18 protein-coding genes, 1 pseudogene and 1 other annotated feature are annotated in these 17,661 nt (G+C 56.0%); of the genes and pseudogenes, 12 read left to right on the top strand and 7 right to left on the bottom strand.

Annotated elements, in window-relative coordinates; all coding sequences use genetic code 11:
• Nucleotides 1-265 precede the first annotated feature (265 nt).
• From rpsP to L2I46_RS17300, 6 genes are all read left to right on the top strand, one after another.
• On the top strand, nt 266-514 hold the full coding sequence (rpsP, locus tag L2I46_RS17275) for a 30S ribosomal protein S16 (RefSeq protein ID WP_002914149.1): 249 nt from the start codon (nt 266-268) through the stop codon (nt 512-514).
• An 18-nt stretch (nt 515-532) separates the two neighbouring features.
• Nucleotides 533-1,081, top strand: coding sequence for a ribosome maturation factor RimM (rimM, locus tag L2I46_RS17280; protein WP_004150977.1), 549 nt, complete (start codon nt 533-535; stop codon nt 1,079-1,081).
• 31 nt (nt 1,082-1,112) lie between these two features.
• Nucleotides 1,113-1,880, top strand: a complete 768-nt coding sequence (trmD, locus tag L2I46_RS17285) for a tRNA (guanosine(37)-N1)-methyltransferase TrmD (protein WP_002914147.1) — start codon at nt 1,113-1,115, stop codon at nt 1,878-1,880.
• 39 nt (nt 1,881-1,919) lie between these two features.
• On the top strand, nt 1,920-2,267 hold the full coding sequence (rplS, locus tag L2I46_RS17290; protein WP_002914145.1) for a 50S ribosomal protein L19: 348 nt from the start codon (nt 1,920-1,922) through the stop codon (nt 2,265-2,267).
• A 119-nt stretch (nt 2,268-2,386) separates the two neighbouring features.
• On the top strand, nt 2,387-2,845 hold the full coding sequence (locus L2I46_RS17295) for a DUF2946 domain-containing protein (RefSeq protein WP_032453748.1): 459 nt from the start codon (nt 2,387-2,389) through the stop codon (nt 2,843-2,845).
• Between the two features lie 57 nt (nt 2,846-2,902).
• Nucleotides 2,903-4,261 (top strand): PepSY-associated TM helix domain-containing protein, encoded by a 1,359-nt coding sequence (locus L2I46_RS17300; RefSeq protein WP_236948062.1) that lies wholly within the window; start codon nt 2,903-2,905, stop codon nt 4,259-4,261.
• An 8-nt stretch (nt 4,262-4,269) separates the two neighbouring features.
• On the opposite strand, the gene L2I46_RS17305 is transcribed toward L2I46_RS17300, so the two are convergent.
• The 3 genes and pseudogenes from L2I46_RS17305 to L2I46_RS17315 all read right to left on the bottom strand — a co-directional run bounded on the left by L2I46_RS17305 (nt 4,270) and on the right by L2I46_RS17315 (nt 6,490).
• Nucleotides 4,270-4,752, bottom strand: a complete 483-nt coding sequence (locus L2I46_RS17305) for an OmpA family protein (RefSeq protein WP_023290687.1) — start codon at nt 4,750-4,752, stop codon at nt 4,270-4,272.
• Between the two features lie 13 nt (nt 4,753-4,765).
• A pseudogene (dgcN, locus tag L2I46_RS17310) lies at nt 4,766-5,988 on the bottom strand (diguanylate cyclase DgcN).
• Nucleotides 5,981-6,490, bottom strand: a complete 510-nt coding sequence (locus L2I46_RS17315; RefSeq protein ID WP_023290685.1) for a YfiR family protein — start codon at nt 6,488-6,490, stop codon at nt 5,981-5,983. Before L2I46_RS17315 ends, dgcN begins: the two are co-directional and overlap by 8 nt.
• 342 nt (nt 6,491-6,832) lie before the next feature.
• Here L2I46_RS17315 and aroF point away from each other — a divergent pair, with 342 nt between their 5' ends.
• The 3 genes from aroF to L2I46_RS17330 all read left to right on the top strand — a co-directional run bounded on the left by aroF (nt 6,833) and on the right by L2I46_RS17330 (nt 9,969).
• A complete protein-coding gene (gene aroF / locus L2I46_RS17320; RefSeq protein WP_023290684.1) occupies nt 6,833-7,903 on the top strand; it encodes a 3-deoxy-7-phosphoheptulonate synthase AroF in 1,071 nt (356 codons plus the stop codon).
• Between the two features lie 9 nt (nt 7,904-7,912).
• The gene (tyrA, locus tag L2I46_RS17325; RefSeq protein WP_004206843.1) at nt 7,913-9,034 is read left to right on the top strand and encodes a bifunctional chorismate mutase/prephenate dehydrogenase; all 1,122 of its coding nucleotides are present in this window, start codon (nt 7,913-7,915) and stop codon (nt 9,032-9,034) included.
• Between the two features lie 62 nt (nt 9,035-9,096).
• A complete protein-coding gene (locus L2I46_RS17330) occupies nt 9,097-9,969 on the top strand; it encodes an SMP-30/gluconolactonase/LRE family protein (RefSeq protein WP_101976862.1) in 873 nt (290 codons plus the stop codon).
• Here the strand turns inward: L2I46_RS17330 and pheA are convergent.
• From pheA to bamD, 4 genes are all read right to left on the bottom strand, one after another.
• A complete protein-coding gene (pheA, locus tag L2I46_RS17335) occupies nt 9,966-11,126 on the bottom strand; it encodes a bifunctional chorismate mutase/prephenate dehydratase (RefSeq protein ID WP_060589671.1) in 1,161 nt (386 codons plus the stop codon). The two genes, L2I46_RS17330 and pheA, sit on opposite strands and share 4 nt — an antisense overlap.
• A 24-nt stretch (nt 11,127-11,150) precedes the next feature.
• Nucleotides 11,151-11,275, bottom strand: a sequence feature (Phe leader region).
• Entirely contained in the window at nt 11,227-11,274 is a 48-nt protein-coding gene (gene pheL, locus L2I46_RS17340; RefSeq protein ID WP_100250063.1) for a pheA operon leader peptide PheL, read from the bottom strand. (Overlaps the previous feature by 48 nt.)
• A gap of 105 nt (nt 11,276-11,380) precedes the next feature.
• On the bottom strand, nt 11,381-11,716 hold the full coding sequence (raiA, locus tag L2I46_RS17345) for a ribosome-associated translation inhibitor RaiA (RefSeq protein WP_002914111.1): 336 nt from the start codon (nt 11,714-11,716) through the stop codon (nt 11,381-11,383).
• Nucleotides 11,717-11,987: 271 nt separating this feature from the next.
• On the bottom strand, nt 11,988-12,725 hold the full coding sequence (bamD, locus tag L2I46_RS17350; RefSeq protein ID WP_004145664.1) for an outer membrane protein assembly factor BamD: 738 nt from the start codon (nt 12,723-12,725) through the stop codon (nt 11,988-11,990).
• 131 nt (nt 12,726-12,856) lie between these two features.
• Between bamD and rluD the strand changes: the two genes are divergently transcribed.
• From rluD to clpB, 3 genes are all read left to right on the top strand, one after another.
• A complete protein-coding gene (gene rluD / locus L2I46_RS17355; protein ID WP_023290681.1) occupies nt 12,857-13,837 on the top strand; it encodes a 23S rRNA pseudouridine(1911/1915/1917) synthase RluD in 981 nt (326 codons plus the stop codon).
• Nucleotides 13,834-14,565 (top strand): purine nucleoside phosphorylase YfiH, encoded by a 732-nt coding sequence (gene yfiH / locus L2I46_RS17360; RefSeq protein ID WP_236948063.1) that lies wholly within the window; start codon nt 13,834-13,836, stop codon nt 14,563-14,565. The genes rluD and yfiH overlap by 4 nt, the downstream gene beginning before the upstream one ends.
• A 128-nt stretch (nt 14,566-14,693) precedes the next feature.
• Nucleotides 14,694-17,267, top strand: coding sequence for an ATP-dependent chaperone ClpB (gene clpB, locus L2I46_RS17365; protein WP_236948064.1), 2,574 nt, complete (start codon nt 14,694-14,696; stop codon nt 17,265-17,267).
• The last annotated feature ends 394 nt before the right edge of the window (nt 17,268-17,661 follow it).

Below are 17,661 nucleotides of genomic sequence, written 5' to 3' on the forward strand. Positions count from 1 at the left end.
GTTCACCCCGGTCACGTACTTGTGTACGCTCCCGGGGATTTACTCACTTGCCGCGTGATTCGGCCATTCGGCCTCACCCCTTCGGGGCCAGCGCAAGCGCTGTTCAAAACGCTTTCGCGTTTTGTCCTGCAACTCGAATTATTTAGCGTATGTAGTTTTGAATTGATTTTTGCACAGAAATCAGTAAAATTTTCGGGCTTTTAATATGACACCGGGCTCCGTTCCTCGATGGGGCCCGGTTGTTTTATTCACACAAGAGGATGTTATGGTAACTATTCGTTTAGCACGTCACGGCGCTAAAAAGCGTCCGTTCTACCAGGTTGTTGTCACCGACAGCCGTAATGCACGCAACGGTCGCTTCATCGAGCGCGTTGGTTTCTTCAACCCGATCGCTAACGGTGCGGAAGAAGAGACTCGCCTGGATCTGGATCGTATCGCTCACTGGGTTGGCCAGGGCGCTACTGTTTCCGATCGCGTTGCCGCGCTGATCAAAGCCGCTAACAAAGCAGCTTAATCTGTCACGGTGGTCATGATGAGCAAGCAACACACCGCACAAGCACCTGTTGATCCGATCGTATTGGGGAAAATGGGTTCTTCCTACGGTATCCGTGGTTGGCTCAGAGTGTTTTCCTCCACCGAAGACGCCGAAAGCATTTTTGACTATCAGCCCTGGTTAATCCAGAAGGCGGGTCAGTGGCAGGTCGTTGAGCTGGAAAGCTGGCGCCACCACAATCAGGACATCATCATCAAGCTGAAAGGCGTTGACGATCGTGATGCCGCGAATCTACTGACTAATTGCGAAATTATCGTGGATTCATCGCAGTTGCCGGAGCTGGAAGAGGGTGACTACTACTGGAAAGACCTGATGGGCTGCCAGGTAGTGACAACGGAAGGCTATAGCCTCGGTAAAGTCATCGATATGATGGAAACCGGGTCTAATGACGTGCTCGTCATCAAGGCAAACCTGAAAGATGCATTTGGTATCAAGGAGCGGTTGGTTCCGTTCCTCGATGGGCAGGTTATCAAGAAAGTCGATCTCACTACGCGTACTATCGAAGTAGATTGGGATCCTGGTTTTTAAATTCTCCGGATAAACGGTAAAAGACGGCGCTATGTGGATTGGCATAATTAGCCTGTTTCCTGAAATGTTCCGCGCAATTACCGATTACGGGGTAACTGGCCGGGCAGTAAAAAATGGCCTGCTGAGCATCGAAAGCTGGAGTCCTCGCGACTTCACGCATGACCGGCACCGTACCGTGGACGATCGTCCTTACGGCGGCGGACCGGGGATGCTAATGATGGTGCAACCCTTACGGGATGCCATTCATGCAGCAAAAGCCGCGGCAGGTGAAGGCGCGAAGGTGATTTATCTGTCACCTCAGGGACGCAAGCTTGATCAAGCGGGCGTCAGCGAACTGGCAACGAATCAGAAACTGATTCTGGTGTGCGGTCGCTACGAAGGGATAGACGAGCGCGTAATCCAAACCGAAATTGACGAAGAATGGTCAATCGGCGATTACGTTCTCAGCGGTGGTGAGTTACCGGCAATGACGCTGATTGACTCCGTTTCCCGGTTCATTCCGGGGGTACTGGGCCATGAAGCATCAGCAACGGAAGATTCCTTTGCTGATGGGTTGCTGGATTGTCCCCACTATACCCGTCCTGAAGTGTTAGAAGAGATGGAAGTACCGCCAGTATTGCTGTCGGGAAACCATGCTGAGATACGTCGCTGGCGTCTGAAGCAGTCGCTGGGCCGAACCTGGCTTAGAAGACCTGAACTTCTGGAAAACCTGGCTCTGACTGAAGAGCAAGCAAAGCTGCTGGCGGAGTTCAAAACTGAACACGCGCAACAGCAGCATAAACATGATGGGCAGGCGTGAGCCCCCAATATCAGTTTACCCAGGATAAGAGATTAAATTATGAGCAACATTATTAAGCAACTTGAACAAGAACAGATGAAGCAGGACGTACCTTCCTTCCGTCCGGGTGATACCGTGGAAGTGAAAGTATGGGTTGTTGAAGGTTCCAAAAAACGTCTGCAGGCATTCGAGGGCGTGGTTATCGCTATTCGTAACCGCGGTCTGCACTCTGCATTCACTGTTCGCAAAATTTCCAACGGCGAAGGCGTTGAGCGTGTCTTCCAGACTCACTCTCCGGTAGTTGACAGCATTGCTGTTAAACGTCGTGGTGCTGTACGTAAAGCTAAACTGTACTACCTGCGTGAGCGCACTGGTAAGTCTGCTCGTATCAAAGAGCGTCTTAACTAAGATTCGCTTTCGCGACATCCTGACAAAAAGGGCTGGCCTCAGGGCCGGCCCTTTTTTTATCTTTGTTGTAACCATCGTGATGTAAATCATTTACAATACGCCCTCTATTCGGAGGGGCGGTGGTCAGCAACAGTTTTCAGCAAACGACACCTAAACGGCGAGCCGCCTGGCTGGCGCTGTTGGCGATCCTGCTGATCGTCGTGGCTCCCCTGATCTCCGTCTCCCTGCAAAAAGACCCCATGAGCGCCATGCCCGGCATGCACCACGCCATGATGATGGACAGCTCGCCAGCGAGTATGGCGCAGATGCCTGGCCACGAGATGGCGATGACGCATAGCGCAGACGGCGCTACGCATACCGGACACGAACTGCCGCTGGATCATGCCGAAGCGTGTGGCTATTGCGTGCTGTTAGCCCACGTCCCGGGGCTGCTTTTCGCGCTGGCGTTGTTCGTCGCCATGCTCCTGCGGCGCATTCGCCTGCCGGCTTCTCGGCCGGTATTAAAACACTGGCGTTACTTTCCCTGGCTCTACCCCGAAACCCGCGCCCCGCCGCGGCTGTCTGCTTTTTCCCTTTAATAAAAATGAATCTGCGCACTGCGCAACGACCTCTTTTTGCTTTGAAAAAGGAAAAGTATGACAACCTGCACCTCGCGCGCGGCATGGCTGAACCTGCTGCGTCGCCTCCATTTCTATATCGGGCTGTTTATCGGACCGTTTATCTTTGTCGCTGCCCTGACCGGCACGCTGTACGTGGCGACGCCGCAGCTGGAAAACTGGCTCTATCACGATGCGCTGTATGGCCTTCCCGAAGGCACCCAGCAGCCGCTCAGCGCCCAGATTGCGGTGGCAGAAGAAGCGACCCAGGGTAATCTGCGGCTGCTGGCGGTACGTCCGGCCCCCGCGGTGGGCGAGACCACCCGCATTATGTTTGCCGATCCGAGTCTCGGGGAGTCGGAATCCCGGGCCATTTTTGTCGATCCGATCGCGCTGCGGGTGAAGGGCGATATGACGGTCTACGGCACCAGCGGAATCCTGCCGCTGCGGCAGTGGATTGACTATGCGCATCGTTCGCTGCTGCTGGGCGACAGCGGGCGGCTCTACAGCGAACTGGCTGCCTCATGGATGTGGGTGGCCGCCCTGGGGGGCATTGCCCTGTGGGCGATGACGCGTCCAAAACGGCGGCTAAATAACGCCCTGCAGAATCATCGTCGGCTGCACGTGACGCTGGGCTGGTGCTTACTGCTGGGCATGCTGCTCTTCTCCGCCACCGGCCTGACCTGGTCGCAATGGGCCGGCGGCAACGTGGATAAAATGCGGGCGGCTTTCGGCTGGTGGACGCCGCAGGTCAATACCGTGCTGCACGGTGAGGCGCCGATGGCGCACGATCCCCATGCCGGGCATCATAGGGAGGCGATGGCCATGACCCAGCATCAGCCAGCGCAGTTTGACCAGGCGCTGGCGGTGGCCCGTCAGGCGGGGCTGAACGCCAGCCGGCTGGAGATCCGTCCGCCGGTGTCAGACGAACGCGCCTGGACGGTGAATGAGATCGACCGCCGCTGGCCGACGCAGGTGGACGCGGTGGCGATCGATGGCGCCTCGATGCAGGTGGTGGATCGCACCCATTTTGCCGACTTTCCGCTGATGGCGAAACTTACCCGCTGGGGCGTCGATTTCCATATGGGGATCCTCTTTGGTCTGGCGAATCAGCTGCTGCTGGTGGGGTTTGGCTGCGCGCTGTGCGTAACCATCGGCGTGGGGTACCGGCTGTGGTGGATACGCCGTCCGTCACAGGCCGTCTGGGATCCGGCGCATTCCCTGCTGCAGGCATGGCTGTCGCTCGCCTGGCCTGCCCGTGGGCTGGTGCTGGGGATAGCGTTAGCCCTGGGGCTGGCCATGCCGTTGATGGGGATCAGCCTGGTGCTGTTCATTGCCGTTGACTACCTGCGCTGGCGCGCGGCAACGGCAATGAGGATAGCGAAGTCTAGCGATTAAGCGGACGTCTACGGCGTGCTGATGACCACCGTGACCCGGCGGTTTTCAGCGCGCCCGGCCGCGGTATCGTTGCTGGCGATCGGGTATTTTTTGCCAAGGCCGCGGGTGACTAAATTACTGCGCGGGATATGGGCGCCTTCCGCCCAGGCATCGGCTACGCTGTTGGCCCGCTTAAGCGACAGGGCTTCGTTATAACTATCCTCACCATAATTATCGGTGTGGCCTTCAAGGCGGCTATGTGTAATCCCGGTTGTCGCCAGCCGCGAGGCCATTTGGGTGATCTGCTGGCGGCTGTCGGGACGTAGTCGGTAGTCATTCTTATCAAACAGGATGCTATCGGATAAGCCCAGGGACCAATCGCCATTGCTTTCAGTGAAGCCATAAGATTTCATCGCCGCCACCTGCTCGGGGGTAAATTTTCCCTGAGGAGCCTGGCAACCTGTCAAAAGCGCCGCCGCCATCAGGGCGGGGGCGAAATATTTCCTGATCATAATGCGTCCTTTATTATTTCAGCATCTGCTGGATACGTTGGTTTTTCATCCGATACATATTCTGATCGGCAAGTTCTTGCAGTGATTCCGCCGTGGCGTGTTCCCACGCCAGGGCATAACCGACGCTCAGCGAGAGCGTGGCGCTATGGCCATTGTGCAGGTTGAATGGCGGAAGAAATTGTTCTGACAGCGCCTGACACAGGGCCTGGACTTCTGCTTCCGAGCGCACCTCGCGCAGCAGAACGGCAAACTCGTCGCCGCCAAGACGCCACGCCAGATGGCGTTTACCGGCGAAAGTCATCAGGCGGCTGGCGACTTCCATCAGCACTTTATCGCCCGCCGCATGTCCCCAGTTGTCATTGATCAATTTGAAGTTATCGCCATCGAGAAACAGTAACGCTGAGGTCTGGTGATCCACTTCATTTTTCATCAGCTCGGCGAGCGCGTTGCGAAAGGCGGCGCGGTTAGCCAGGCCGGTCAACGGATCGTGTAACGAGCTGCGCAACAGCTGAGCATTTTGGCCTGCAACTGGCGCTGCCAGTCCTCCATCTCCCCCAGCAGACTGTTAAAGTCCTGGGCAAACAGATGGAACTCCTAGATACGCTCCTCCGGCACCCGCCGGGAGAAGTGGCGGTTTTCGCGAATATCATGCACGACCTCGGTGATGCTCTGCAGGGCGGCGACGATCCCCCGGTGCAGGGAGTGGGTCAGCAGCAGGCCGATGAACGAGGCGAGCAGAATGCTGCCGGTCAGTACCAGAATCGAGATGCCGAGAAAGTGGCTAATCAGTTCGTCAAGCGCGGTCAGTCGCAGCTCGCCGATTTGTTTCCCCTGGTGCCAGATGGGCTGTACCGTGGGCTCCGGAAACAGCCATTTACTGATAAGGCCGCTCACTTGTTCTTTGTTGGCCAGCGGTTCGTGGCGCCAGGCGGCGAAGTGCTGCTTCTGGCCGTTGAGCACGATCGCCTGGGAAATCTGCCCTTGCTTCCCCAGCGAAGCGAGGGTCTCCTCTGCTGCCGCGCTGTCGCCAAACACCAGGGCGGCTTCGAGGCTGCGGCCCATGGTCGCGGCAGTGAGCTCAAGATTTTTCTGCGCGTACTGCTTGAGCGTGAAAATAGAGGCCGTGCTCAGCAGCAGCCAGACCAGCGTCATGGAGATCACCACGCTTATCACGCTAATGCGACGCAGCGCGCGTTTGAACGTCGGGCGCGATGTCTGTGAAAAGTCCTTATTCATGTGGTTTCTTCCGGGCAAGCATCAGGACGTCCGGGTTAACCCGAACCCCGCTGTGCGTCAGAACGTCCAGATTAACGGAGAAGCGGACCCTGTCGTCGTTGATGATCAGGCAAAACGCGCTACCAATTGAGCAATCCGTATTTTGTTCTGCGATGAGTAACAGCGGCCTCGAGCCATAGCGGCGAGTTAATTCCGACTGTTGGGTCGGCGTTTCGCTGCCAAAATAAAAACCATCGCAGGTCGTTTTTAACGCTTCTTCACTATTACGTACTATCACCGGTTGATAAGGCAATGCATCCGGCGCTTCATGAGCCAGGCTATGGGTGAAGCGTGATGAGGCAAAAATGCATAGCTTCGGCGCCCCTGTTAATGACGGCCAACGGGTGTAGGTCACGATCCCGGAAACAATAGCGCGAACATGTTCTGAAGGTCCGGCAGCAAAAACAGGAGATACCGCGATGAGAAAAAATACTGTCAATAAAAGACGGTGTAATACTGTCATTAACGCTTCCGTCAAATTCGCCATAGCGCGGGAATAGCCGCTGCCGATGCCCGGCGAAGAATACCACTGATAGCAAAACCCGTCATTAGATGCGCCCTTTGCTTTGGGACAAATCTCACCAGGATTTTTCGTAATGCCGATGGCGCTGGCGAGCAATTTTGGCGCGATTTCATTACCTGTAAATATTATTGTACGGTTAATGCCGTGGTAAGGGCCAATTAATTTATCACTGTAAAGTAAAATTTACGGAATATGGATTGAATTCTTTACTTCGTATGGTATCGTTACGTCATGCCCGCTGAGGCAACCCTTATCGCAAACGAGCTACACAGGATCGCAATCATGCAAAAAGACGCGCTGAACAACGTACATATTACCGACGAACATGTATTAATGACCCCGGAGCAACTGAAGGCGGAATTCCCCCTGAGCGTTGAACAGGAAGCGCAGATCGCGCACGCCCGTGAAACCATCTCCAATATCATCGCCGGTCGCGATCCGCGCCTGCTGGTGGTCTGCGGTCCTTGCTCCATTCACGATCCGGAAGCGGCGATCGAATATGCTCGTCGGTTTAAAGCCCTTGCCGCAGAGGTCAGCGATAGCCTCTACCTGGTGATGCGCGTCTATTTTGAAAAACCCCGTACCACCGTCGGCTGGAAGGGGCTGATTAACGATCCGCATATGGATGGTTCGTTTGATGTTGAAGGCGGCCTGAAGATTGCGCGTCGTCTGCTGGTCGAGCTTGTGAATATGGGACTGCCGCTGGCGACGGAAGCGCTGGATCCCAACAGCCCGCAGTACCTTGGGGATCTGTTCAGCTGGTCCGCCATCGGCGCGCGAACCACGGAATCTCAGACGCACCGCGAAATGGCCTCTGGTCTTTCCATGCCGGTAGGCTTTAAAAATGGCACCGACGGTAGCCTGGCCACGGCTATCAACGCCATGCGCGCCGCGGCGATGCCGCACCGATTCGTCGGTATCAACCAGGCCGGGCAGGTCTGCCTGCTGCAAACGCAGGGTAACCCGAACGGCCATGTGATCCTCCGCGGCGGTAAGGCGCCGAACTACGGTCCGGAAGATGTGGAGAAATGTGAAAAAGAGATGGCGCAGGCGGGACTGAAGCCGTCGCTGATGGTAGATTGCAGTCATGGGAACTCCAATAAAGATTTCCGCCGCCAGCCGGCCGTGGCTGAATCCGTTGTCGCGCAGATCAAAGATGGCAATCGCTCCATTATCGGCCTGATGATCGAGAGTAATATCCACGAGGGCAATCAGTCCTCTGAACAGCCGCGTGAGGCGATGAAATACGGCGTTTCGGTAACGGATGCCTGCATCAGCTGGGAAACCACCGATGCGCTGTTGCGTGAACTGGATAAGGATCTCCGCGGCCACCTGGCGGCCCGTTTGGTGTAAGAGGAAAGTATGGTTGCTGAACTGACCGCGTTACGCGATCAAATTGATGAAGTGGATAAAGCGTTGCTTAGCCTGCTGGCTAAGCGCCTGGAACTGGTGGCCGAAGTCGGCGAGGTGAAGAGCCAGTATGGCCTGCCGATTTACGTCCCGGAACGCGAGGCGGCGATGCTCGCCTCCCGGCGTGAAGAGGCGGCTGCGCTCGGCGTTCCGCCGGATCTGATCGAGGACGTTCTGCGTCGCGTGATGCGGGAATCCTATTCCAGCGAAAACGACAAAGGCTTCAAAACCCTTTACCCAAATCTGCGGCCGGTGGTGATCGTCGGCGGCGGCGGGCAGATGGGGCGTCTGTTTGAGAAGATGTTAACGCTGTCCGGCTACCAGGTGCGCATTCTGGAAAAAGAGGACTGGGCGCGGGCGACGGATATCGTCGCCGATGCCGGTATGGTCATTGTCAGCGTGCCGATTCACACCACCGTGGAGACGATCGCCAGGCTGCCGCCGCTGCCGGCGGATTGCATTCTGGTCGACCTTGCCTCGGTTAAAGCAGAGCCGCTGCAGGCGATGCTGGCGGCGCATCAGGGCCCGGTACTCGGCCTGCACCCGATGTTCGGTCCGGACAGCGGCAGCCTTGCCAAGCAGGTGGTGGTCTATTGCGATGGACGCCAGCCGGAGGCCTATCAGTGGTTCCTCGAGCAAATTCAGGTCTGGGGCGCGCGCCTGCATCGCATCAGCGCGGTGGAACACGATCAGAACATGGCCTTTATTCAGGCGCTGCGCCACTTTGCCACCTTCGCCTATGGTCTGCATCTGGCGGAAGAGAATGTGCGCCTTGAGCAGTTGCTGGCGCTCTCGTCACCCATTTACCGGCTGGAGCTGGCGATGGTGGGCCGTCTGTTTGCCCAGGATCCGCAGCTCTACGCCGACATTATTATGTCCTCGGAAAACAACCTGGCGCTGATTAAGCGCTACTACCAGCGGTTTGGCGAGGCGATCGGTCTGCTGGAGCAGGGCGATAAGCAGGCGTTTATCGATAGCTTCCGTAAAGTCGAACACTGGTTTGGCGATTACGCCCAGCGTTTCCAGAGCGAGAGCCGCACGCTGCTGCGTCAGGCGAACGATAATCGGCAGTAAAGCGAAAAAGATGTATACAATAAAGCCAGCGACCGCTGGCTTTTTTTATAGGGATGACAACGATGGCTGAACCACAACCGCTGTTTGACTACACCGGATACCTGCCGGAATGCCCGACCTGGAGTGAGGCAGAGCAGGCCCTCTACTGGGCCGATATCATGGAATGTGAAATTCACCGCTACGATACCCGCAGCGGCGAACACCAGGTGCTGCAGTTTCCGGAGGAGGTCGGCTGTTTTTCCCTGCGCGAGAAGGGCGGTTTTATCGTTGCATTGCGCAGCGGTATCTGGCTGACCGACGCCCACGGTCTGCTGCGGCGGAAAGTCTGCGATAACCCGAGCAACCCGGAACTGGCGCGCTTTAACGACGGCGGGACCGATCGCGACGGGCGCTTTTATGCCGGCACCTTCTGGGGCCCGGGGGATTACAACGGCGCGCTGCTGATGCGGGTCGATAACGACCTGAAGCCGTCGGTGATCCAGTGCGACATCCATGGCGCCAACGGTCTGGCGTTTAGCGCCGACCGGCGCTGGATGTATACCTCCGATACGCCGAACGCCGTGATTTACCGTACGCCGCTGGATGAGCAGGGTGAGCCTGGCCAGCGCGAAGTCTTTCGCCGTTTTCTGCCGGGCGAAGGGATCCCGGACGGGGCGGCGATTGACGTGGAGGGATGTTACTGGAGCGCAATGTTTGACGGCTGGCGGATCGCTCGTTTCTCTCCGCAGGGTGAGGAGCTGGAGTCCTACCCGATGCCGGTACGTTGCCCGACGATGGTCTGCTTTGGCGGGGCGGATATGAAAACGCTCTACATCACCACCACCCGGGAAAACATGGCGGACGATGAGCTGGCGCAGTATCCGCTGTCCGGCGCTATCTTCACCCTGCCGGTGGCGGTGGCAGGGATGAAGAAATTGCCGTTCCGCGAACGCTAAACCGGATCCACCGGCACGACGTTTTCGCTGGGGTAGCAACCGAGAACCTTCATGGAGCGGGTGATCTCCGCCAGCTCCTTCAGCGCCTTGCGCATGGGCAGCGAGTCCAGGTTTGCCTGAATATCGAGATAAAACATCTCTTCCCATGGATTGCCATGGATTGGGCGAGACTCCAGTTTGGTCATGATCAGATTGTGATTGCGCAGCACCAGTAAGGCCTCCACCAGGGCGCCCGCCTGCTGACCGGTCGCCATTAACAGCGTGGTCTTCGCCGGAACCTGATCGGAGACGTTCACCGCTTTGCGCGCCAGAATGAGGAAGCGCGTAATATTCTGCGTCTGGTTGGCCTGGCAGTGCTCCAGCACCTGCAGACCGTACAGGGCGCCGCCCGCTTCGCTGCCCAGTGCCGCGACGGCCGGGGAGTTCGCCTGCGCGACTTTTTCCATCGCCGCTGAGGTGCTCTCGGTATATTCAATCTTCCAGTGCGGGTAGCGACTCAGATACTGGCTACACTGCTGGAACGGCTGCGGATGGCTGTAGACGGTCTGAATTTTATCGGCATCCGTCGAGGTGCTGACCAGTACGCAATGATCGATAGGGATCGTCAGTTCGCCAACGATCGACAGGCTGGTGTGCTGCAGCAGATCGTAGACGTCGTTGATCCCGCCGGAGCTGGTGTTTTCAATCGGCACTACGGCGTAATCGGCCTGACCGGTCTCCACCTGATTAAAAATATCGGCGAACTTCGCGCAGCCGCTTTCAATAAACTGCTCAAAGTGGCGAGCGGCGTACTGACGCGCCGCCAGATGCGAATAAGAGCCTTTGGGACCGAGGAACGCCACGCGAGCCGAATGCGGGTTAATTTTATTCAAGTGCTGCTGCAACAGGGTTTGCTGGGTCAGAACAGAGTCTTCGATAATCAGCTGGAACAAGCGGGTGATGTAGTGTGCATCCAGATTATGACGCTTGCCGAGGGTCATCAGACGCTCCAGCAGATCGCGTTCGCGGTCAATATCACGCACCGGACGATGGGAGGCCAGTTTGGCTTTACCAACCTCAACAGCCAGCCCGCGACGCTCCGCCAGCAGAGCAAGCAGTTTCTCATCCAGCGCGCTTATCTTGTCGCGCAGCGCCAGTAATGGGTTTTCCTCGGTCATAGATGTTGCCTTTGTTGTTATCAAATAAAAAAGGCCTCCCGGGTGGGAGGCCTTATTGTTCGTCTTCGCATTCTTTCTTATACGACGAATTGCCTCCCGGTCAGGGGAAGGTAAAAAAGAATGCGAAGAAGAACGGGACGAGTTTCATGATGAATTCCTTTAAGTAGTGGGGATTACAGTACCTGTACTGTTTTCACTCTGTCAATAAAAAACGCGCCCGAAGGCGCGTGGCATGACACAACTTAAGTTAAGGATTACTCTTCTTCTTCCACAAAGCCTGCCTCTTTCACCGACGTCGCGGCGCGGCGGGCTTCCCCTTTGTGTTGCACTTTATTGAGCTGCCGTTCCAGCTTGTTGATCAATTCGTTAATGGCGGCGTACATATCTTCATGACGCGCACTGGCAACCAGATGGCCGTTTGGCGTGTTAATGGTTGCGTCAGCGATAAAACCCTGCGGCTCCTTAGACAGAATGATGTGCGGGTTAATTAAATGAGTTTGCCACTTATCCAGTTTGGCGAGACGGTCTGCGACATGCTGGCGGATTGCCGGAGTAATTTCCATTTGTTTACTGGTAATGTTCATTGTCATAAATTTTACCTCTTGTCTTTCCCGTCTTGGTGAATCCAGCATACCTTTCCCAATGTCAAAATGTGTGATCTAAATCACATTTTATTGTCACTTTTTGTCAACGAATTCATTTTGTGAGACAGGGCAGGAAGAGATGAGATTTTACTTGTCGAACCCGACAAAGCAGGCCATATTTGATGAGTTAACCCGGCGCTAAACCGCTTCAGCTAGCCAGGATAATGGATAAAAAAACGGCAGCCAGTGGCTGCCGTTTGCGATCTATGAATCAGGCTCAGGTGTTCTTGCTGTTCGCGGCGATAATCTTCGCGACTTTGTCCGCCTGAGCGTTCATCTGCATTTGACGATAGGCGTTTTCCATCTTCGGCAGGGCATCGCGGGTGGCCTGGGTATCCGGATAGTTACGCATCATACCTTCCACGCGGTTAACGACGGCAACCCATGCGCCGCGGTCGGTGTAGTAATCCACCACCGACAGCTCATACTTCGCCAGGCGATCTTTCAGGAACACCATGCGCTTATAGGCGTCAGTGGCATACTGGCTGTTCGGGTAGCCACGTACCAGTTTGGAGAAGTCATTGAAGGCATCGCGCGCGTGCTGCGGATCGCGGTCGGAACGATCGACGCCGAAGAAGCCCTGCAGGGCGCTGTCATCCAGAGCCATGTTGGTCAGGCCGCGCATATAGATGACGTAGTCGATGTTCGGATGGGTGGGGTTCAAGCGCATGAAGCGATCGATGGCGGCCTGAGCCAGCGGCAGATCGGCGTTTTTGTAATACGCATAAATCAAATCCAGCTGTACCTGTTGGGAATAAGGGCCGAATGGATAACGGTTATCCAACGCTTCCAGTTGCGTTATCGCCTGTTTCCAGTTACCGTCCTGCAGTTTTTGCTGGGCGGTCGCGTAGATTTCATTCGGCGGATTATCAGGCACCTCTTCCTTAGAGCCGGAGCAACCCACCAAAGCCAGGCTCAGTGTGGCGGCTGCCACCAGGTATTTCATGCGCGTCATGACGTTTTGACTTCCTCAAAATGTTTATGCGGGAGAATCTCTGTTCCTGCTCCCGATTAAGACCAGCTACAATAGCACACTATATTAAACGGCAAAGCCGTAAAACCCAACGTTAAACGAAGAAGCTGTATATGGCACAACGAGTACAACTCACCGCAACGGTGACCGAAAATCAACTCGGTCAACGCTTAGATCAGGCTTTGGCCGAATTGTTCCCTGATTATTCGCGATCGCGGATAAAAGAATGGATCCTCGACCAACGCGTATTAGTCAATGGCGCCATTGGCGATAAACCGAAAGAAAAAGTGCTGGGGGGAGAACGCATCGCTATCGATGTGGAAATCGAAGAAGAGGCGCGCTTCCAGCCGCAGGATATTCCGCTCAATATCGTTTACGAAGATGACGACATCCTCGTGATCAACAAACCGCGCGATCTGGTTGTACATCCTGGCGCGGGCAACCCCGACGGTACTGTGCTGAATGCGCTGCTGCACTACTATCCGCCTATTGCCGATGTGCCGCGTGCGGGTATCGTCCACCGTCTGGATAAAGACACCACCGGTCTGATGGTGGTGGCGAAAACCATTCCAGCGCAAACCCGGCTGGTGGAGTCGCTGCAGCTGCGCGAGATCACCCGTGAGTACGAAGCGGTGGCGATCGGTCATATGACCGCCGGCGGTACGGTGGAAGAGCCGATCAGCCGTCACCCGACCAAGCGTACCCATATGGCGGTGCACCCTATGGGCAAGCCGGCGGTGACCCACTACCGCATTATGGAACATTTCCGCATTCATACCCGTCTGCGTCTGCGTCTGGAAACCGGGCGTACGCATCAGATCCGCGTGCATATGTCGCATATTACCCATCCGCTGGTAGGCGACCAGGTGTATGGCGGCCGCCCGCGTCCGCCGAAGGGCGCGTCGGAGGAATTCATCACCGCGCTGCGTAAATTCGACCGCCAGGCGCTGCACGCCACCATGCTGCGTCTGTACCATCCGATTACCGGTATTGAAATGGAGTGGCATGCGCCCATCCCACAAGATATGGTCGAGCTCATCGAGGCGATGCGCGCCGATTTTGAAGCCCATAAGGACGATATTGACTGGTTATGACTAAACTGATTGTACCGCAGTGGCCAATGCCCGGCAGCGTGGCGGCCTGTAGTTCTACCCGCATCGGCGGCGTGAGTCTGCCGCCCTATGACTCGCTCAATCTGGGCGCCCATTGCGGCGACAATCTGCAGCATGTCGAAGAAAACCGGCGGCGGATGTTTGCCGCCGGCGGCTTGCCGTCTTACCCGGTTTGGCTGGAGCAGGTTCATGGTACCGTTGTGCTCACGCTGGACGGCGGACCCTATCCGTCGAAACGCGCGGATGCCTCTTATAGCCGTACGCCAGGGACTGTCTGCGCGGTGATGACCGCTGACTGCCTGCCGGTCCTCTTCTGTAACCGCGCCGGTACCGAAGTCGCCGCGGCGCATGCGGGATGGCGCGGCTTATGCGAAGGGGTTCTGGAAGAGACGGTCGCCCGTTTCGCCGATAAAGCCGAAAACATTATGGCGTGGCTGGGGCCCGCCATCGGTCCGCAGGCGTTTGAGGTGGGGCCAGAAGTTCGCGACGCTTTTATGGCGAAGGATGAGAATGCGCACCGTGCTTTTCGTCCGGCAGGCGAAAAATATTTTGCTGATATCTACCAACTGGCTCGGCAGCGTCTGGCAAACGTCGGCGTTGAGCAGATTTTCGGCGGCGATCGCTGCACGCTAAGCGAAAAGGATGATTTTTTCTCTTACCGGCGCGACAAGACCACCGGTCGTATGGCAAGTTTCATTTGGCTGATATAACCTAGAGAATCAAGACGATCCAGAAGGCAAACTTATTTTTCGCATAGTTCAGGTCTTTAACCTTGAATAATTGAGGGATGACCTCATTTAATCTCCAGTAGCAAATTTGACCTGTTATGGGAGGAGTTATGCGTCTGGATCGTCTTACCAATAAATTCCAGCTTGCTCTTGCCGATGCCCAGTCGCTCGCACTCGGGCACGACAACCAATTCATCGAACCTCTTCATTTAATGAGCGCCTTGCTGAATCAGGAAGGGGGATCGGTACGTCCTTTATTAACCTCGGCGGGTGTGAATGCCGGGAAACTGCGCACTGACATCGAACAGGCTCTGAGCCGTTTACCGCAGGTGGAAGGCACCGGCGGCGATGTACAACCTTCTCAGGATTTAGTGCGGATCCTGAACCTTTGCGACAAGCTGGCGCAAAAGAAAAAGGACAATTTTATTTCGTCAGAACTGTTTGTTCTGGCGGCGCTTGAATCACGCGGTACGCTGACCGACCTTTTAAAATCCGCCGGAGCAACAACCGCCAACGTGAGCCAGGCGATTGAACAAATGCGCGGAGGTGAAAGCGTGAACGATCAGGGTGCCGAAGACCAACGTCAGGCATTGAAGAAATTTACCGTCGATCTCACCGAGCGTGCCGAGCAGGGCAAGCTGGACCCGGTTATCGGCCGTGATGAAGAGATCCGCCGTACCATTCAGGTACTGCAGCGCCGTACCAAAAACAATCCGGTGCTGATTGGTGAACCCGGGGTGGGGAAAACCGCTATCGTCGAAGGCCTGGCGCAGCGTATCGTCAACGGCGAAGTGCCGGAAGGGCTGAAAGGCCGCCGGGTGCTGGCGCTGGATATGGGCGCGCTGGTGGCCGGGGCGAAATACCGCGGTGAGTTTGAAGAGCGTCTGAAAGGCGTGCTGACCGACCTGTCGAAACAGGAAGGCAACGTCATTCTGTTTATCGATGAACTGCATACCATGGTTGGCGCCGGTAAAGCCGATGGCGCGATGGATGCAGGCAACATGCTCAAGCCGGCGCTGGCGCGTGGTGAACTGCACTGCGTCGGGGCGACGACGCTTGACGAATACCGTCAGTACATTGAAAAAGACGCTGCGCTGGAGCGCCGCTTCCAGAAAGTGTTCGTCGCCGAGCCATCGGTAGAAGATACCATCGCTATTCTGCGCGGCCTGAAAGAACGTTATGAACTGCACCACCACGTGCAGATCACTGACCCGGCAATCGTGGCGGCGGCGACCTTGTCGCATCGTTACATTGCCGACCGTCAGCTGCCGGATAAAGCCATCGACCTTATTGATGAGGCGGCGTCCAGCATCCGTATGCAGATCGACTCGAAGCCGGAAGAGCTGGACCGTCTCGATCGCCGTATCATCCAGTTGAAACTGGAGCAGCAGGCGCTGAAGAAAGAGTCTGATGAGGCGAGTCTGAAGCGTCTTGATATGCTCAACGAGGAGCTGGCGGATAAAGAACGGCAGTACTCGGTGCTGGAAGAAGAGTGGAAAGCGGAAAAAGCGTCCCTCTCCGGCACTCAGACCATCAAAGCCGAGCTGGAGCAGGCGAAAATCGCCATCGAACAGGCGCGTCGCGTCGGTGACCTGGCGCGGATGTCTGAGCTGCAGTACGGCAAAATTCCGGAACTGGAGAAACAGCTGGCGGCAGCCACTCAGTCCGAAGGGAAAACCATGCGTCTGCTGCGTAATAAAGTGACGGATGCTGAAATCGCCGAAGTGCTGGCCCGCTGGACCGGTATCCCTGTCTCCCGCATGATGGAAAGCGAGCGTGACAAACTGCTGCGTATGGAGCAGGAACTGCATCACCGGGTAATTGGCCAGGATGAGGCGGTTGAAGCGGTATCTAACGCGATTCGCCGCAGCCGCGCCGGGCTATCCGATCCGAACCGACCGATTGGTTCATTCCTGTTCCTCGGTCCGACCGGGGTCGGTAAAACCGAGCTGTGTAAAACGCTGGCTAACTTTATGTTCGACAGCGACGACGCGATGGTGCGTATCGATATGTCCGAGTTTATGGAGAAACACTCCGTCTCGCGTCTGGTCGGTGCGCCTCCGGGATACGTCGGTTATGAAGAGGGTGGTTACCTGACCGAGGCGGTGCGCCGTCGTCCTTATTCCGTCATCCTGCTGGATGAAGTGGAAAAAGCGCACCCGGATGTGTTCAACATTCTGCTGCAGGTACTCGACGACGGGCGCCTCACCGATGGGCAGGGGAGAACGGTCGACTTCCGTAATACGGTGGTCATCATGACCTCGAACCTTGGTTCCGATCTGATTCAGGAACGGTTCGGCGAGCTGGATTACGGACATATGAAAGACCTGGTGCTGGGAGTGGTCAGCCAGAACTTCCGTCCGGAGTTCATCAACCGTATCGATGAAGTGGTGGTTTTCCATCCGCTGGGTGAGAAACACATTGCTTCTATTGCCCAGATCCAGCTGCAGCGTCTGTATAAACGTCTGGAAGAGCGCGGATATGAAGTGCGGATGTCTGATGAGGCGCTGAAGCTGCTAAGCGCCAACGGGTACGATCCGGTATACGGCGCGCGGCCACTGAAACGCGCTATTCAGCAGCAGATTGAGAACCCGTTAGCCCAGCAGATCCTTTCTGGTGAGCTGATTCCGGGTAAAACCGTCGAGCTGGTAGTGAAAGACGACCGTATCGTGGCAGTGCAGTAAGTCACAAAACGACAAAAACGGGCCCAGCGGGCTCGTTTTTGTTTAAAAACCAGGCAAGAATTAAAGCTCAACACCTGATTTGGTTGAAAAGTGAGCGGTTGAATTCTTTTTTTGAATTTATCCTTGTCACTTCAGAATTACCCCCTATAATGCGCCTCCACTGACACGGAACAACGGCAAGCAAGCCGCCGGGACAGCAGGATTCAACAGCGAAAGCAACGTTGAAAACCGACAGAGAAAAGCAAAATAAGGGCTTGACTCTGAATGAGGAAAACGTATTATACGGGACCTCGCAACGGTGAGCTGAAAGCCGCGTTGCAACTGCTCTTTAACAATTTATCAGACAATCTGTGTGGGCACTCAAAGTGACATGGATTCTTAACGTCCTCGGACG

It is taken from the genome of Klebsiella sp. 2019SCSN059 (assembly GCF_021739525.1).
In the GTDB taxonomy this organism is placed as follows: domain Bacteria; phylum Pseudomonadota; class Gammaproteobacteria; order Enterobacterales; family Enterobacteriaceae; genus Klebsiella; species Klebsiella quasipneumoniae.

What these genes read in the sequence shown, in the direction of transcription:
- rpsP (WP_002914149.1), top strand. Translation starts at nt 266, where the DNA reads ATGGTAACTATTCGTTTAGCACGTCACGGCGCTAAAAAGCGTCCGTTC.
- rimM (WP_004150977.1), top strand. Translation starts at nt 533, where the DNA reads ATGAGCAAGCAACACACCGCACAAGCACCTGTTGATCCGATCGTATTG.
- trmD (WP_002914147.1), top strand. Translation starts at nt 1,113, where the DNA reads ATGTGGATTGGCATAATTAGCCTGTTTCCTGAAATGTTCCGCGCAATT.
- rplS (WP_002914145.1), top strand. Translation starts at nt 1,920, where the DNA reads ATGAGCAACATTATTAAGCAACTTGAACAAGAACAGATGAAGCAGGAC.
- L2I46_RS17300 (WP_236948062.1), top strand. Translation starts at nt 2,903, where the DNA reads ATGACAACCTGCACCTCGCGCGCGGCATGGCTGAACCTGCTGCGTCGC.
- L2I46_RS17305 (WP_023290687.1), bottom strand. Translation starts at nt 4,752, where the DNA reads ATGATCAGGAAATATTTCGCCCCCGCCCTGATGGCGGCGGCGCTTTTG.
- L2I46_RS17315 (WP_023290685.1), bottom strand. Translation starts at nt 6,490, where the DNA reads ATGACAGTATTACACCGTCTTTTATTGACAGTATTTTTTCTCATCGCG.
- aroF (WP_023290684.1), top strand. Translation starts at nt 6,833, where the DNA reads ATGCAAAAAGACGCGCTGAACAACGTACATATTACCGACGAACATGTA.
- tyrA (WP_004206843.1), top strand. Translation starts at nt 7,913, where the DNA reads ATGGTTGCTGAACTGACCGCGTTACGCGATCAAATTGATGAAGTGGAT.
- L2I46_RS17330 (WP_101976862.1), top strand. Translation starts at nt 9,097, where the DNA reads ATGGCTGAACCACAACCGCTGTTTGACTACACCGGATACCTGCCGGAA.
- pheA (WP_060589671.1), bottom strand. Translation starts at nt 11,126, where the DNA reads ATGACCGAGGAAAACCCATTACTGGCGCTGCGCGACAAGATAAGCGCG.
- raiA (WP_002914111.1), bottom strand. Translation starts at nt 11,716, where the DNA reads ATGACAATGAACATTACCAGTAAACAAATGGAAATTACTCCGGCAATC.
- bamD (WP_004145664.1), bottom strand. Translation starts at nt 12,725, where the DNA reads ATGACGCGCATGAAATACCTGGTGGCAGCCGCCACACTGAGCCTGGCT.
- rluD (WP_023290681.1), top strand. Translation starts at nt 12,857, where the DNA reads ATGGCACAACGAGTACAACTCACCGCAACGGTGACCGAAAATCAACTC.
- yfiH (WP_236948063.1), top strand. Translation starts at nt 13,834, where the DNA reads ATGACTAAACTGATTGTACCGCAGTGGCCAATGCCCGGCAGCGTGGCG.
- clpB (WP_236948064.1), top strand. Translation starts at nt 14,694, where the DNA reads ATGCGTCTGGATCGTCTTACCAATAAATTCCAGCTTGCTCTTGCCGAT.